This window comes from Streptomyces sp. NPDC026589, from assembly GCF_040638385.1.
Classification (GTDB): Bacteria; Actinomycetota; Actinomycetes; order Streptomycetales; family Streptomycetaceae; genus Streptomyces.
Genome location: NZ_JBEZYG010000002.1, coordinates 287,264 through 302,243 on the forward strand (window position 1 = coordinate 287,264; position 14,980 = coordinate 302,243).

Genomic DNA, 14,980 nt, shown 5'->3' on the forward strand with positions numbered 1-14,980 from the left:
GGTTAACCTCCCCCTATGGCCCTTGGCACACCCTCCACCAGGACGGATCACGCGCGCACCGTGCGTGACCTGCTAGCGACCGGCAAGACGTCGTACTCCTTCGAGTTCTGGGCGCCCAAGACGGAGAAGGGCGAGCGGAACCTCTGGAACGCGCTCCGGCGCGTCGAGGCGGTCCGTCCCAGCTTCGTCTCCGTGACGTACGGCGCCGGCGGTTCCACCCGCGCCGGGACGGTCCGGGCCACCCAGCAGATCGCCGCCGACTCCACCCTCACCCCGGTCGCCCACCTCACCGCGGTGAACCACTCCGTCGCCGAGCTGCGCAACATGGTCGGGCAGTACGCCGACGCGGGCATCAGGAACATCCTCGCGGTCCGCGGCGACCCGCCGGGCGATCCGATGGGCGAGTGGGTCGAGCACCCGCAGGGGGTGAAGTACGCCGCCGACCTGGTCCGTCTCATCAAGGAGTCGGGCGACTTCTGCGTCGGCGTGGCGGCATTTCCCGAAATGCACCCCCGGTCGTCCGACTGGGAGACGGACATCGGTCATTTCGTGGACAAGTGCCGGGCGGGCGCGGATTATGCGATCACCCAGATGTTCTTCCGTCCGGAGGACTATCTCCGGATGCGTGACCGTGTGGTCGCCGCGGGTTGCGAAACGCCGGTGATCCCCGAGGTCATGCCCCTTACCAGCGTGAAGCAACTGGAAAAGTTCTCCCAGCTCAGCAACGCGACCGTGCCCGCGTCGCTGAAAGAGCGCATCCTCGCAGCCAAGGACGATCCAGCCGCTGTACGCTCCATTGGCATCGAGTTCGCAACGGAGTTCTGCGCGAAGCTGCTGTCCGAGGGTGTGCCCGGACTGCACTTCATCACGCTCAACAACTCGACGGCTACGCTCGAAATCTACGAAAAACTCGGACTGCACAAGCAGTCGTGACCGGTCGTACCCGCCGCCGACGCGGCTACGGCCGAAGGAGGGGGCGGGCGTGGGCTGGACGGTCCTCTACATCGCTTTCGGTCTGGTGGCCCTGTGGCTGCTCGGCGAGGTGCTGTTGCAGTACAAGGCACGACTGCGCTGGCGGCTCCTCGCCTTCGGCGGCTTCCTCGGCGTGGTGGTCGGGGTGCTGCTGGCCTCCGTTCCGGTCATCGTCGTCGGGACGCTGGCCTTCGCCACCGGCCAGACCTTTGTGACGCTGTCCTTCCGGCGCGGCTTCTCCACCGGCTGGGCCATAGGCGGCAGTCCGGGGGAGAGCCGTCGCCGCAGGGCCGGCAGCGAGGGCGCCGCCGTGAAGGAGCCCACGCTGGAGGTCTCGGACCTGGAGGTCACGGGACCCGGGTACGACCAGCCCCCGGCCGGCCCGCCCGCCCAGTCCGTCTACGAACCGCAGCCCCTGCCCGACGACACCGGCCAGTACGGCGTGTACGGGAACACGGGCTACGACGCGAACGGCAGCGCCCGACAGGACCACGGCCACGAGGCCGACCCCTCGGCCCAGCCGCAGTACGCCGCGTACGACCCGTACACCGGCTACGAACAGCCCCCGGCCCAGGACCCCTACGCCGGGACCTACGACTACGGCACCGACCCGCAGAGCTACGCCGCCTACTCCGACCCGTACATCGGCACCACCAACGGAGCCCCCTCCTACGGCGGTCACGACGCCTACGGTCATGGCGGCGACGGCTACGACAGCCAGGGCGGGCAGCAGAGCCACCCCGACCCCTACGCCCAGGGCTACGTCGCCGACACCCCGCCCGGCGGCGTCTGGGTCCCGCAGCAGCGCGACACCGAGCAGTACCCCCCGATGCCGCCGGAGCAGCCCGCGACGCCCGCTCCGTACGCCAACGGCAACGGCTACGACACCGGCCCGAACGAGCAGTACCGCTACTGAGGCCGCGCCGCTGCCGGGGGAGGGACGCTTCGGCAGCGGCACACGCGCAGCCCCCTCCCGATCAGCGTGAGCCGCGGAACGCGTCGCCCTCCACGACCAGCCCGGCCACCAGCGTCCCCGACATCCCGGCGTGCGCCAGCCCGCCGCCCGGGTGCGACCAGCCGCCGACGAGATACAGCCCCGGCAGCCGCGTGAGGTTGCCCGGGTGCAGATACGCTCCGCCGGCCCCGGCCAGCGCGGGCGGCGGCACCGCACCGCCCTCGGCCCCCGTCCCGTCCTCGGTCTCCGCGGGCGTGCGGACCTCGGTGTGCAGGATCCGCTCCCGCAGCCCGGGGACGGCCGCCGTCGCCCGCTCCACCAGGACCTCGGCGAACCGCTGCCGCACCCCGGCGTCCCGCCAGTCGACCGGCCCCTGCGGAGCCACCGTCGCGGTGAGCGTCACCGCCTCGTGCTCCGCGTCCGGACGGGTCGCCGGATCGTCGGGGCGCAGCACCGTCACCATGGGGCTCCCGGCGACCCGCCCCCCGAACACCGCCTCCTGCTCCGCCGCCCCGTCGGCGCCGTGCACCACGGTCCGGTGCACGGCGTCCGCCTCCCGGGCCCCGCGCAGCGACAGCAGCACCGTGAACCGGCCCGCCGCGCCCGCGCCGGAGCCCGGTCGGACCGTCACATCGCCTCCGCCCCACACCTGCTGACCCGGCACCAGACCCGGGCGCGGCCGGACCCCGAGCACCACCCGGTCCGCCTCGGCCACCTCACCGTCCGCCAGCTCCACACCCGCCGCCCGGCCGTCCTTATCGACGACCCGGACCACCTCGGCCCCGAAGACGAACCGCACCCTGCGGGCCACGCACCGCTCGTACACCGCCCGCGCCAGCTCGCGCATCCCGCCCATCACGTACCAGCTGCCGAAGGTCTGCTCCATGTACGGCAGCAGCGCGGCGCTCGCGGGGGCGGTGCGCGGGTCGAGGCCGTGGGACAGCGCGTACCCGTCGAGCAGCGCGGCGAGACGGGCGTCCGCCAGCTCCCACGCGCCGATCTCCGCGACCGTGGCCGCCTGCCGGGAACCGCGCAGCAGGCGGCGCCGGCGCACCGCCGGATACGGATCGCGCCCCAGCACCTGGTGGTCCGCCCGCAGGGGCTCCTCCAGGAGCGGCCGCCGCGAACGGTCCCAGGCGTCCCGGGCCCGGTCCATGAAGTCGCTCCAGCGTGCCCCGGCGCCCGTACCGAGGGCGTCGTCGAGGGCGGTGGCCACGCCGGCCCGGGAGGCGTTGGGCAGGGACACGGCCGTGCCGTCCGCGAAGAGATGGCGGCTCGCCGGATCGACCTGTGTCAGGGTCACGGACCGCTCCAGCGACTCCTTGCCGGTCTTCACGAAGAGGTCCCGCTGGACGGCGGGGAGATGCAGCAGCCCGGGCCCGGTGTCGAAGACGAAGCCCTCGTGCTCATGGCGGCCGAGCGCGCCGCCGTAACTCGCGGACCGCTCGTAGACCGTCACCGTCTCGCCCGCCACGGCCAGCCGGGCGGCCGCCGCCATCGCGCCCGTCCCGGCGCCGATCACCGCAATTCGTGCCATGCCGGTGACTTTATCGACCGGCGCCGACAGCTCAGCCGGGAGGCCGGGGGCACGACCTCTCCGGCGAGGCTTCTCTCCTCGCGGCCCTGCCCTGGGCCCGGCGGCGCGGGAAGCGGCGGATCCGCGAGGCGAGGAAGAGCACGGTGACGATGCCGAGCACCAGCGGCACGGCCGCGATCACGGCGGCCACCCAGCCGCTGGTGAACACCAGGGGGATGACCGACACGCAGGCGATCGCGACGACCCCGCGCGGGACCCGGATGGGGTTCGGCGCGGGGCCCTGAGTATCCGTACTCAGGGACGGAGATGAGTAGCTTCGCGGATAGGCCCCCACCTGCGGGGACGGCAGAGTGATGACCACGGAAGGGGCGCTGCGCCAGGACCGCCGGCACGGGGCGGCGGAACGGCGCGGTTCCCCCGACGCAACGGGGGTGCACGACGGAGACCTGGGGACCACGGGGGACACGGGGTCACGGGGAACGGGTTTCCGGAAGCACGGAAGACGCCGGTCCGGTGAGGTTCGCGGGGGATGCGAACGTCAGCGGCCGGCGTCTTCGGCTTTCCCGGTACGTTTTCCGGACCCGGACCCGGACCCGGACCCGGACCCGGACCCGGACGGCCGGAACGCCCAGGACCCGGTGCGCCCGGCCGGCCTCAGTGCCCGCTGACCCGCCCGTGCAGCAGCAGGGACAGCGCAGAGTGGACCTCGTCGATCGAGCGCTCCGGCTGGAACGCCTGCCAGTCCAGCGCCGCCACCAGCACCATTCCGACCAGCGCGGCGGCCGTCAGCGGGATGTCGATCTCCTCGCTCAGCTCACCGCTGTCCACGGCCTCCCGCAGCACGTCCTCGACGACCGCGACGGCCTCCTGACGTACCACCAGCAGCGTGGACTGCCAGGCGCGGTTGGTGCGCCAGAGCTCGGCCACGTACAGCTGGGTGAAGGCCGGGTAGCGGTCGATGAAGGCGAGCCCGGCCCGGATCATCGCGTCCAGCGCTTCGACCCGGGTGCCGCCGCGCTCCTCGGACTCCTCGGCCGCGGCCCGCAGCGAGGCCGTGAGCAGCCCCACGCCGTGCCGGAGCAGCTCCTCGAACAGCTCGGTCTTGCTCTTGAAGTTGTAGTAGACCGTGCCCTTGGCGACCCCGGCCCGCTCGGCGATCTCGTCGACGGTGGTCGCCGAGAACCCCTTCTCGGCGATGAGCGTCACCGCCGCCTCGTAGAGCTTCTGCCGGGTGGCCTGGCGGCGCGTGGTGCCACTGCTTTCCATGAGGCCGATTCTTTCAGGCCCCGCCGAGCTCGCAGGCGCGGCTCCTGGCCCGCTCACAGGCTCAGCTCCGGGTGCAGCCGGCTCAGGCTCCACACCTGCTTGCGGCGGGCGGTGAACGCGGTCAGGGCCAGCGCGCCGACGGTGAAGGCCCCCAGCACCGCGCAGCCCAGCCACACCGGGCCGAGAGGGCCGCCCGTGATCAGCCGGCGCAGCCCCTCGACCACATACGTCATGGGGAGGTACGGGTGGATCGCGCCGAAGAAGCCGGGGCTGGTCTGGACGGGGTAGGTGCCCCCGGCCGAGGTCAGCTGGAGCATCAGCACCACCAGCACCAGGATCCGCCCGGCCGCCCCGAAGCAGGCGTTCAGCCACTGCACGATCGCGGCGAAGCAGCAGGTCACCAGAGCCAGGAAGCCGATCGTTCCGGCGGCGTGGGTCATCTGGAGGCCGAGACCCCAGTGCAGGACGGCCATCAGGGCGCCGACCTGGAGCGTGCCGATGGCGGCGACCGGGAGCCAGCCGGCGAGCGCGATCCGCCACGACGAGGCCCCGGCGGCGAGCGCCCGCCTGTTGAGCGGGTGGATCAGCATGTACGCCACCATCGCGCCGACCCACAGGGACAGCGGGATGAAGTACGGGGCGAAGCCGGTGCCGTAATTGGGTGCCTCGTGCAGCGACTTGGAGGCCAGCTGGACGGGGTCGGCCATGACGTCGGTCCGCGCGTCGCGGTCCTTCTTGTCGTAGTCCGGGATCTTGTCGACGCCGTCGTTGAGGCCCCGGGCCAGCTCGGTCGAGCCGTCGCCGAGCCGGAAGAGTCCGCCGTCCAGGTTCTCCGCGCCGGTCTTCAGCTTGCCGACGCCGGTGTCCAGGTCGCTGGAGCCTGTCTGCGCGCCGCCGAGTCCGGTGTGCAGCGCCCGCGCGCCCTTGGCGACCTTCTGGGCGCCGGTGTTCAGCTCATTGACCTTGGCCACGGCCGACGCCAGGTCGTCGTCCAGCGTCGGCGCGCGCTTCGCGAGGTCGTCGGCCTGCTTCTGGAAGGCGGTCAGCTGGGTGCTCAGCTTCTTCAGGTCGCCGTTCTGGTTCGTGACCAGGGTGTTCACATCGGCGGCGATCTTCGCCACGTCGTCGGCCGTGACCTTCGCGCGCTCCAGCGGAGGGCAGACCGCGGTGTCGGGCTCCGCGGCCTCCTCGCACCGGGTGCGGTGGATCCCGGCCAGCTCGTCGGCCGCCTCCTTGGCTCCGGCGGCGGCGGTGGGCGCGCTCTTCACCAGCAGGTCCAGGTTGTGCCGTACGGCCCCGGAGGTGTCGGCGACCAGCCGGGCCGTGTCGCGGATGGACTTCCCGTTGTCCCGGAAGAAGGGGCGAACGTCATCGGCGATCCCGTTGACCTTGTCGGCCAGGACCTGGGTGCCGCCGGCCACCTGGGCGGAGCCCGTGGCGAGATCCCGCGAGCCCTGGTTCAGTTTGACGATCCCGTCGGAGAGCTTCTTGCTGCCCGCCTTGGAGTCCTTGAGACCGTCCGCGAGGTCCTTGGAACCCTGCTTCGCCTTCGAGATGCCGCCCTTGAGGTCGTCGGCGCCCTTGGCCGCCTCGGCGGTCTTGTCGTGCAGATCGGAGAAGTTGATGAAGATGCGGTCGAGGAAGGACCGGGAGGCGTTCGTGGAGGCGGCGTCGCGCACCTCTCCGAAGACCGTCCTGGAGATCTGACCGACGATGTAGTTGTTCGCGTCGTTCGTCCGCACCTGGAGCGCGCCGGTCTCGGGGGAGTCCCCGCCGCTGGACGCGATCTTCCTGCTGAAGTCCGACGGCATCGTCAGCGAGAGGTAATACGTACCGTCCTCGACGCCCTTCTCGGCCTCGGCCGAGCTGACCTCGTGCCAGTCGAACACCTTGGAGTCGAGCAGCTTCTCGCTGATCTCGTCCCCGGCCGCGACGCGCTTGCCGTCGTCGGTGGCCCCCTTGTCGTCGTTGACCAGGGCGACGGGCAGCTTGTCGAGCTTCCCGTACGGGTCCCAGAAGGAGTACAGGTACAGGGCGCCGTAGAGCAGAGGCAGGAGCAGCAGGGCCACCAGCGCGGCGGCCGGCAGCCTCCCCCGCCCGAACCGCTTCAACTCGAGCGCGGCCAGCTTCGGGCTACGCATCGGCCGTCTCCTCATCGGTGGTGGGTTCCTCGGCGACGGGCGCGGTACGCACGACCTGGGTGTTCCCGGGGGCCTCGCTGCATACGGCGAGCACGGTCGTCCCGCTGTCGGCCACGGCGCGCAGCAGCTCCCAGGCCCGGTCGCGTTCGGCGTCCGAGAGCTTGAGATCGGTGTCATCGACGGCGAGCAGCCGTGGCTCGCCGATCAGCGCAAGCGCCGTGGACAGCCGCAGCGCCTCAAGACGCTCCAGATCCCGTACGGAGGTGCGCCCCGCCTTGGGCAGCGTGGCGAGGTCGAGACCCGCGGCCTCAAGAGCCCCGTCGACCCGGGCCCGGGCCGCGGCCCGGCGTTCGGCGCGCGGGCGCAGCAGGGTGCGCAGGGAGGCGCCGTAGCGGCCCTGGAGGAGGGCGCGCTCGCCCAGGTGCTCGGCGACGGTGAAGGCGGGGTCCAGCTCGCTGACGCCCGGGACCGGGCCCAGGGCGGCGATCCGCCGGACGGCGGCGGCCTGCTCGGGCAGTCGCAGCCCGCCGGTCTCGGCGCGGCCCCCGGTGGGGCGCATCCGGCCGGTCAGGGCGAGCAGCAGGCAGGTGCGGCCCGATCCCGACGGTCCCTCGATGGCCACCAGCGTTCCTGGCTCGGCACTGAACGTCACGTTCTGGAAGACCCGGCCGCGCGGCCCTTCCAGTCCGAAGTCCTCGGCGGCGACAGCCGCGCCGTGCGGGCTCTCCACAGACCCTCCCCTTTTAAACTGACCAGTCAGTGCAAAAAGGTAGTCCGAACGCGCGCTCGAAGCAAAACGGCAGCTCAGGGGCGTATCGAGGTCGATTGTCAGTGGGGCCCGCCACCATGGACACAGACGGCCACGAAGCCGTCACACGACGACAGGAGGTTCGTCATGGCCAGCTCGTCCGCAGCCGCCGCCCCGCGGCGCCGCGCAGGCAGCCCTGCCCCCTCACTGACCGGTCCGGCCGGCGATGTCCACCCCGTGCTGCGCCGCAGCACGGCGCCGCCCGCCGCTCTCGAACTGCTCGCCAAGGCCCGCTCCGGCCTCGACGAGGCCGCCGTGCTCCACGAGCCGAACGAGCGGTACGCCACCGCGCACCTCGCCGCCCTGCGCACCGCGGCGGCCGTGCTGGCCGCCCGAGGCCGCCCCGAGACGAACAAGCGCCGCCGCGAACGCATCCGCAGCGCCTGGGAGGTCCTCCCGGAGATAGCACCGGAACTGACCGAATGGAGCGCCCTCTTCGCCTCGGGGGCCCTGCGCCGGGCCCGTGCGGAGGCCGGCATGCCGGGAGCCGCCAGCGGGCGCGACGCCGACGACCTGCTGCGCGACGCGGCCATGTTCCTGCGCCTGGTGGAACGGCTCCTGGTCCTCCAGCCGGTGCTCCCGCAACCACGCCCGGAGCGTCCGGGCGGCGGGTGACCCGGGGCGAGGCAATAGGGTGGTGACCGCTCACCGCACCACCCGCACTGTTCACGCTCCGCCGTCCCCGGCGGCACGTTGCCGAGGAGTCATCTGCCGTGTCGGACCAGCCGCGCCCCCGCGCCTCCCTCCGTACCGCCGTGGTCTGGGAGGTCCTCAAGGACGCTCTGGACCGTCAGGTCAAGGCGACCGGCAGGGACGCCCTGGATGTTCTGGACACCGGCGGCGGCACCGGCAACTTCGCCGTGCCCGCGGCCCGGCTCGGCCACCGGGTCACCGTCGTCGACCCCAGCCCCAACGCGCTCTTCGCGCTGGAGCGCCGCGCCGCCGAGGCCGGGGTCGCCGACCGGGTCCGGGGAGTCCAGGGCGACATCCTCGGTCTCTTCGACGTCGTGGAGCGCGACGGCTTCGACGCGGTGCTCTGCCACGGCGTCCTGGAGTACGTCGACGAGCCCGCCGAGGGCGTGCGCAACGCGGTCGAGGCGCTGCGGCCCTCCGGTGCGCTCAGCCTGCTGGCCGCCGGCCTGGGCGGAGCCGTCCTGGCCCGCGCGCTCGCCGGTCACTTCACGGAGGCCCGGCAGGCGCTCACCGACCCGGCGGGCCGTTGGGGCGAGGGGGACCCGGTGCCCCGCAGGTTCACCGCCGAGCAGCTCTCCGGCCTGGTCTCCTCGGCCGGTCTGGAGATCGCCGCGGTGCACGGGGTCCGGGTCTTCGCGGACCTCGTGCCGGGCGTCCTGGTGGACACCGAGCCCGGCGCCATGGAGGCGCTCCTCAAGCTCGAAGCGGCGGTCGCCGAGCAGCCCGCGTTCCACTCCGTCGCCACCCAGCTCCACGTTCTGGGCGAGAAGCGCCGCTGATCAGCAACGCAAGCGCGGACGGAGTGGGACTCAGGACCCCCGTACCGGGCGTACGCCCCGTATGATCGGGTGACACCATCCGGCATGGCGGATCGGTCGTCGGGGAATCTACGCCTCAGCAGCCGAGCCGACACAGCGGTCCGGACTGGCTGAGCGCTAGAGGGCGGGTTTCACGGGGGCGAATCCCTGCCTATCCTGGAAGGGCCGCATACCGGTCGCCCCCGCGGCCGACGACGAGGAGGATCCCGTGCCGCTCTCGGAGCACGAGCAGCGCATGCTCGAGCAGATGGAGCGAGCGCTGTACGCCGAAGATCCCAAGTTCGCGACAGCGCTCGAGGGAAGCGGACTGCGTACGTACACCCGGAAAAGGGTCTATCAGGCGGTCGCTGGCTTCCTGGTGGGTATCGCGCTCCTCATGGCCGGAATGGTCGCCCAACAGATCTGGATCAGCGTGGTGGGGTTCCTCGTCATGCTCGGCTGTGCCGTGCTCGCGGTCACCGGATGGCGTAAGGCGCCCAAGCCCGGTGAGCAACAGCCGGCTGCCGCAGGCAGCGGGGACAGCGGCGCAGGCCGCCGACCGAGACAACGCCGGTCGATGATGAACCGCATCGAGCAGCGGTGGCAGCGCCGCCGCGACGAACAGGGCCAGTAGACGCCTCGGGAGTGTCCGCACAGTTGTCGTCGTCCGCCCTCCGGGCGGGCCGGACGAGACCGTGCGGACACGACTCAGGTCCTGCTCTTCTCCGCAGGGCCGGGCGAAGGCACGTGACACCGATGGGTGAGGGGTGGCCGCAATCTCTGCGGCCACCCCTCAGCCGTTGTCCGTCGGCGCCACGCGAGCCGTTGCCCACGGCGCCGCTTGCCCGACCGCACCGCCGGCAGTGGCGCCGCTGCCCGACCCGACAGCGCTGAGCCTCCGGTCCCGGACCCTGCCAGGGCCGGGACCGGAGGCTCTGTCGTGCTTCGCCCCCGACCGCCTCAGCCGTGCTGACGGGTGAGGCGACGCAGCCGGGCCGTCCAGCGACCGGCTCCCGGGCGGCCCGCCCATCGCTCACCGAGGGCCGACCGGCGCTCCGCGAGGGCCCACACCACCCGGACGGACGATCGGGGCAGGAGGGTTGCCCGCAGCCGGGCGGAGCGGTCGGCCGATGACCGCAGACCCGCCCGTACCGCCTGCGCGTCTCCGGTCAGTCCCGACGCGGGGCGCGGCTCGGCGGCGTACAGCACCTGCTCCACCGAGCCCGCGATCCGGTGCACCGCCTCGGCCGCGGTGGTGTCGAGGCGGCCCAGCCGCACGATCCTGGCCGCCGCCTTCCGTGGCGTCAGCGACCCGTCCGGCGCGATGCCGTGGTCCCAGGCCGTGTCGGTGATCTCCCGCCAGACAGCCAGCGTGCGCGCGGCGGCGTCCGCGGGCGTCCGCCCCCCGGAGCCCAGCCGGCGATTCCGCGTCCGGATCCGCCACAGCAGCGGCGACAACGCCAGTGCCGCCACCAGCAGGACCGCCGCGGGGACCACCAGCAGCACCTTCCAGAGCGGAGTGCCCCGGTCGGTCGGCAGCGCGGCTCCCGGCTCCTGCGAGGGGCCGCACCCGCCTTCCTGACGCAACTGCGGCGGGCAGCTGTCCTCGGCGGAGGGCGCCGAGGACGGCTCGTCGGAGGTGTCCGCCGAGGGCTCGGCGGCGTCGCTCGCACTGTCCGTGGGCACCTCGGGGCGGGTCCACGAGGGCGTGCTGCCCCGGCTCGGGGTGGGCTCGAACCGGGTCCACCCGACCCCCTCGAAATACAGCTCGGGCCAGGCGTGCGCGTCGCGCAGCCCGACCGACATCGCCCCGTCCCCCTGCACGGTCCCCGGGGTGAAGCCCACCGCCACCCGGGCCGGGATGCCCAGCGTCCGCGCCATCGCGGCCATCGAGAAGGAGAAGTGGACGCAGAAGCCCTCCTTGTCGCGGAGGAACCGGGCGATGGCTGACGACCCCGTCCCCGAGGTGACCGTCGTGTCGTACGTGAAGCCGCCGTCGGACGCGAACCAGTCCTGGAGTTTCACGGCCTGCTCGTAGGCGTTGGACGCGCCTTCGGTGACCTGCTCGGCGGTCTCGGCGACCACCTTCGGCAGGGAGCCGGGAACCTGGGTGTATTCGCGGACCAGCTCCTGGGGCGGGGCGCCCGCGGCCGCGAGCTGGCCCGCCGTGGGTTCGACGACCAGACTGCCGACCTCGTAACGCGCGCCGCGCGTGGTCTGCCCGTCGTCGCCGACCAGGGTGCGGCCCTCGGGTTCGTACCGCCAGCGACCGCCGACGCGGACCTCGCTGGCCGGGTAGGGGAGCGGCAGATAGGTCTGCTGGTAGGAGCCCGACGCGGAGATGTTCGTCCGGACCTCGGTGACGGAGACGTCCCTGCCGAGACCGGTGGGCTGCGGGAGGCGGTCGGGAACGTCCGTCAGCCGGCGGGTGGAGGAACGCCACTCGCTGCCGTTGAACTCGTCCAGGGCCAGGATCCGGAGGTAGAGACTCTGCGGGTCCTCGATGTTGCTGCGGTACGTCATCACCTCCCGGTTGTCCGGCTGGTTGAGGTTGTTCTGCAGCGAGACCAGCGGATTCACCGCGGAGATGGTGCCACCGCCGCTGCCTCTGCCGTTCCCCGGTCCGTCGCCGCCCAGCAGGCCGCTGTCCAGGGCGGGCAGGGCCAGGGGGGCCACCAGGGCGATGCCGAGCGCGAACACGCCGATCCGCCGCCCGGTCCGGACGGGGGAGGAGCCGCCGCTCACCCCGGCCAGCCCGTCGGCCAGACCGCCCGAATTCCGCGTGGCGCCACCGAAGACGCGGCCCCACTGGGAGAGCCGGTCCCGGCCCTCCGCCAGCAGGAGCAGCAGATAGCCGGAGGCGGCCAGCAGGAACCACAGCCAGCTCGCTCCGCCGTCGGAGAGACCGGCCGCGACCGAATACAGGGCGAGGAGGGGCAGTCCCGCGGGGGCCGCGCTGCGGAAGGTCACCGCCAGGGCGTCCACGGCAAGGCCGATCAGGACCACCCCGCCGACCACCATCAGTTTGATGCCGTCGGTCATCGGGGCCGGGATGGCGTACGTGCCGACGTCCTCCCCGCCCGCCACCAGCAGCTCACCGAGGCGCATGAGGGCCCCCGGCCCCGGCACCACCCCGAACAGGGCGTGGTCCCGGACGAACACCAGCGTCAGCAGCAGCAGGGTGACCAGCGTCTGGACGCCGATGGTCAGCGTCCTCGCCAGCGGCACCCGGCGCGCGAGGGCGCCCACCCCGCTCTGGACGCCGAGCAGCACCGCCGCCTGCATCAGCCAGCCGACCCCCTCCACCAGCGGGATCAGCGCCCCCGCCGCCAGCAGAGTCGCCGCATAGGCGCACAGCGCCAGCCTGGCCCGCCCGCTCATGACCATCTCCCCGTGAAACCTGTCGCGCCGCCGCTCGTGGCCGACGGTGAATCCGTGCGCATCCCGCCCGCCAGCTGCCACAGTGCGGGCAGTTCGGCCCCAGGCTCCACGGGCACCGCGGTCCAGCCCGACTCGCGCAGCCGCCGCAGCCGCTCCTCGGCCCGTCCCACGCCGTCCTCGTCGCCGGCCCAGGCGGCGCTGTCGAGGACGAAGGCGACCCCAGCCCCGGCCCGCTGCCGCATCCGGGCCGCGACCGCGGCCTGTTCCTCGTCGAGATCGCCGAAGAAGGCGATGAGCAGTCCCTCGTTGCCGCCGCGCAGCACGTCATGGGCGCGCGAGAGGCCCCCGCCGTCGGAATGGCCGACCACCGCGAGCGTGTCGAGCATCAGGCCCGCCGAGTCCGCGGACTCCTGGGTCGAGCCCGCGTAACCGCCCGACCCCTCGCCGGGCACCGCGTTCCCGTCGTCCGTGAGCAGCCGTACGGCGAAGCCGCGCTCCAGCATGTGCACGAGCGCCGAGGCCGCCCCGGAGACCGCCCATTCGAAGGCCGAGTCGGGCCCGGCGCCCTGGTAGCCGATCCCCCGGGTGTCCAGCAGGACCGTGCACCTGGCCCGCTGCGGCTGTTCCTCGCGGCGCACCATCAGCTCGCCGTGGCGGGCGGTGGAGCGCCAGTGGACCCGGCGTAGATCGTCGCCGTGCCGGTAGCCGCGCGGAATGATGTCGTCCTCACCGGCCAGCGCGAGGGACCGCTGCCGCCCGTCGCCGTATCCGGAGGCCTCGCCCGCCAGCCGCAGCACGGGCAGCGGCACCGTGCGCGGGATGACGACGAGGGTGTCGTACGCGCTGAAGGAGCGGGTCAGCTCGCACATCCCGAACGGGTCGCTGAGCCGCAGCTGCAACGGGCCCAGCGGATAGCGTCCGCGCAGGTCGGAGCGGACCCGGTAGGACACCTCGCGCCTGCCGCCCGCCTCCACCCGGTCCAGGACGAAGCGGGGGCGCGGGCCGAGGACGTACGGAACACGGTCCTGGAGCATCAGCAGTCCGGTGGGCAGCCGGGAGACGTTCTCCATCCGCAGGTGCACCCGGGCCTCCGAGCCCGCGGGCACGCGCGACGGTGAGAGCCGCCGGGTGCCCGTCACCCGGTAGCGGGTGCGGTAGAGCACGATCACGCAGACCAGGGGCAGCACGGCCAGCAGCAGTCCGACCCGCAGCAGATCGCCCTGGCCCAGGACGTACGCGCAGGCGGCGGCGGCGAGACCGGCGGCCAGGAACGAGCGTCCCCGGGTGGTCAGTCCGCCCAGGGCCGCCCGGAGGCCGCCCTTCCTGTCGCCGTCCTCCACGGCGCCGGGCTCGCCGGCGGCCATCACAGCCGCCGTGCCCCGGGCTGCTGCTGGTGGTACAGCGGACGGCCCGGCTCCTGCCCGACCGGCGCGGTGCCACCGGCCGAGGTCGGCACGGGGGTGCGCTGGATGATCTCCAGGACCACCTGCTCCGCCGTGCGGCGGTTCAGCTGGGCCTGGGCGGTGGGCAGCAGCCGGTGCGCGAGCACCGGCGTGGCCAGCGCCTGCACGTCGTCCGGCAGGGCGTAGTCGCGCCCGCTGAGCGCGGCGGACGCCTTCGCGGCGCGCAGCAGGTGCAGCGTCGCGCGCGGGGAGGCGCCGAGTCTGAGGTCGGGGTGGCTCCGGGTGGCCCCGACGAGCTCCACGGCGTAGCGCCGCACGGCGTCGGCGACATGCACCGTACGGACGGCGTCGATCAGCTTCACGATGTCGTGGGCGTGGGCCACCGGCTGGAGGTCGTCCAGCGGGGAGACGCCCCCGTGCACGTCGAGCATCTGGAGCTCGGCCTCCGGGCTGGGGTAGCCGATGGAGACCCGGGCCATGAAGCGGTCGCGCTGGGCCTCGGGCAGCGGGTAGGTGCCCTCCATCTCGACCGGGTTCTGGGTGGCCACCACCATGAACGGGTCGGGCAGCTCGTAGGAGTGCCCGTCGATGGTGACCTGGCGCTCCTCCATCGACTCCAGCAGCGCCGACTGCGTCTTCGGCGAGGCGCGGTTGATCTCGTCGCCGATCACGATCTGGGCGAAGATCGCGCCCGGCTTGAACTCGAAGTCCCGCCGCTGCTGGTCGAAGATCGACACACCGGTGATGTCCGAGGGAAGCAGGTCCGGTGTGAACTGGATCCGTCGCACCGAACAGTCGATGGACCGCGCCAGCGCCTTGGCCAGCATGGTCTTGCCGACACCGGGGACGTCCTCGATGAGGAGATGCCCCTCGGCGAGGAGCACCGTCAGCGATAGCCGTACGACCTCGGGCTTGCCCTCGATCACACTCTCCACCGACCTGCGCACCCGCTCTGCTGTGGTGGTCAGATCCGTGAGGCTCGCTCGATCGTCATAGGTCGTCACCCGGCCCTCCTCGGCCCTTTTGC

The 14,980-nt window shown here is 72.8% G+C and carries 13 protein-coding genes; 5 read left to right on the forward strand and 8 right to left on the reverse strand.

Features of this window, described 5'->3' with window-relative positions; all coding sequences use genetic code 11:
- The first annotated feature begins 15 nt into the window (after positions 1-15).
- Both metF and AB0F29_RS04315 read left to right on the forward strand, forming a co-directional pair.
- Positions 16-933, forward strand: coding sequence for a methylenetetrahydrofolate reductase [NAD(P)H] (gene metF, locus AB0F29_RS04310; protein ID WP_073867604.1), 918 nt, complete (start codon positions 16-18; stop codon positions 931-933).
- 49 nt (positions 934-982) lie between these two features.
- Positions 983-1,888 (forward strand): hypothetical protein, encoded by a 906-nt coding sequence (locus AB0F29_RS04315; RefSeq protein WP_361867341.1) that lies wholly within the window; start codon positions 983-985, stop codon positions 1,886-1,888.
- Positions 1,889-1,949: 61 nt separating this feature from the next.
- Here AB0F29_RS04315 and AB0F29_RS04320 read toward each other — a convergent pair whose 3' ends face one another.
- The 5 genes from AB0F29_RS04320 to AB0F29_RS04340 all read right to left on the reverse strand — a co-directional run bounded on the left by AB0F29_RS04320 (position 1,950) and on the right by AB0F29_RS04340 (position 7,601).
- Positions 1,950-3,464, reverse strand: coding sequence for an NAD(P)/FAD-dependent oxidoreductase (locus AB0F29_RS04320; protein ID WP_361867342.1), 1,515 nt, complete (start codon positions 3,462-3,464; stop codon positions 1,950-1,952).
- A 31-nt stretch (positions 3,465-3,495) separates the two neighbouring features.
- Positions 3,496-3,690: a hypothetical protein gene (locus tag AB0F29_RS04325; RefSeq protein ID WP_361867343.1), complete on the reverse strand. Its 195-nt coding sequence runs from the start codon at positions 3,688-3,690 to the stop codon at positions 3,496-3,498.
- Between the two features lie 428 nt (positions 3,691-4,118).
- The gene (locus AB0F29_RS04330; protein WP_047176188.1) at positions 4,119-4,730 is read right to left on the reverse strand and encodes a TetR/AcrR family transcriptional regulator; all 612 of its coding nucleotides are present in this window, start codon (positions 4,728-4,730) and stop codon (positions 4,119-4,121) included.
- A gap of 53 nt (positions 4,731-4,783) precedes the next feature.
- On the reverse strand, positions 4,784-6,871 hold the full coding sequence (locus tag AB0F29_RS04335) for a YhgE/Pip domain-containing protein (RefSeq protein WP_361867345.1): 2,088 nt from the start codon (positions 6,869-6,871) through the stop codon (positions 4,784-4,786).
- Complete coding sequence (locus AB0F29_RS04340) at positions 6,864-7,601, reverse strand: ATP-binding cassette domain-containing protein (protein ID WP_361867346.1); 738 nt, start codon at positions 7,599-7,601, stop codon at positions 6,864-6,866. Before AB0F29_RS04340 ends, AB0F29_RS04335 begins: the two co-directional genes overlap by 8 nt.
- Positions 7,602-7,766: 165 nt before the next feature.
- Here AB0F29_RS04340 and AB0F29_RS04345 point away from each other — a divergent pair, with 165 nt between their 5' ends.
- The 3 genes from AB0F29_RS04345 (at position 7,767) to AB0F29_RS04355 (ending at position 9,803) form a co-directional block, all read left to right on the forward strand.
- Positions 7,767-8,294: an SAV_6107 family HEPN domain-containing protein gene (locus tag AB0F29_RS04345; RefSeq protein ID WP_361867347.1), complete on the forward strand. Its 528-nt coding sequence runs from the start codon at positions 7,767-7,769 to the stop codon at positions 8,292-8,294.
- Between the two features lie 98 nt (positions 8,295-8,392).
- Positions 8,393-9,151 carry a methyltransferase gene (locus AB0F29_RS04350; RefSeq protein ID WP_361867349.1) on the forward strand — a complete coding sequence of 253 codons (759 nt, stop codon included), beginning with the start codon at positions 8,393-8,395 and terminating at the stop codon, positions 9,149-9,151.
- 247 nt (positions 9,152-9,398) lie between these two features.
- Positions 9,399-9,803: a DUF3040 domain-containing protein gene (locus AB0F29_RS04355; RefSeq protein WP_018957470.1), complete on the forward strand. Its 405-nt coding sequence runs from the start codon at positions 9,399-9,401 to the stop codon at positions 9,801-9,803.
- 326 nt (positions 9,804-10,129) lie between these two features.
- Here the strand turns inward: AB0F29_RS04355 and AB0F29_RS04360 are convergent, their stop codons facing one another.
- Genes AB0F29_RS04360 through AB0F29_RS04370 form a run of 3 tightly spaced genes read right to left on the reverse strand, consistent with a single transcriptional unit; the run spans position 10,130 to position 14,957 of the window.
- Positions 10,130-12,550: a DUF3488 and transglutaminase-like domain-containing protein gene (locus AB0F29_RS04360; protein WP_361867350.1), complete on the reverse strand. Its 2,421-nt coding sequence runs from the start codon at positions 12,548-12,550 to the stop codon at positions 10,130-10,132.
- Positions 12,547-13,914, reverse strand: a complete 1,368-nt coding sequence (locus AB0F29_RS04365) for a DUF58 domain-containing protein (RefSeq protein WP_361867351.1) — start codon at positions 13,912-13,914, stop codon at positions 12,547-12,549. The genes AB0F29_RS04360 and AB0F29_RS04365 overlap by 4 nt, the downstream gene beginning before the upstream one ends.
- The gene (locus tag AB0F29_RS04370; RefSeq protein ID WP_361867352.1) at positions 13,914-14,957 is read right to left on the reverse strand and encodes a MoxR family ATPase; all 1,044 of its coding nucleotides are present in this window, start codon (positions 14,955-14,957) and stop codon (positions 13,914-13,916) included. The genes AB0F29_RS04365 and AB0F29_RS04370 overlap by 1 nt, the downstream gene beginning before the upstream one ends.
- Between the last annotated feature and the right edge of the window lie 23 nt (positions 14,958-14,980).

What these genes read in the sequence shown, in the direction of transcription:
- metF (WP_073867604.1), top strand. Translation starts at nt 16, where the DNA reads ATGGCCCTTGGCACACCCTCCACCAGGACGGATCACGCGCGCACCGTG.
- AB0F29_RS04320 (WP_361867342.1), bottom strand. Translation starts at nt 3,464, where the DNA reads ATGGCACGAATTGCGGTGATCGGCGCCGGGACGGGCGCGATGGCGGCG.
- AB0F29_RS04330 (WP_047176188.1), bottom strand. Translation starts at nt 4,730, where the DNA reads ATGGAAAGCAGTGGCACCACGCGCCGCCAGGCCACCCGGCAGAAGCTC.
- AB0F29_RS04335 (WP_361867345.1), bottom strand. Translation starts at nt 6,871, where the DNA reads ATGCGTAGCCCGAAGCTGGCCGCGCTCGAGTTGAAGCGGTTCGGGCGG.
- AB0F29_RS04345 (WP_361867347.1), top strand. Translation starts at nt 7,767, where the DNA reads ATGGCCAGCTCGTCCGCAGCCGCCGCCCCGCGGCGCCGCGCAGGCAGC.
- AB0F29_RS04360 (WP_361867350.1), bottom strand. Translation starts at nt 12,550, where the DNA reads ATGAGCGGGCGGGCCAGGCTGGCGCTGTGCGCCTATGCGGCGACTCTG.
- AB0F29_RS04365 (WP_361867351.1), bottom strand. Translation starts at nt 13,914, where the DNA reads ATGGCCGCCGGCGAGCCCGGCGCCGTGGAGGACGGCGACAGGAAGGGC.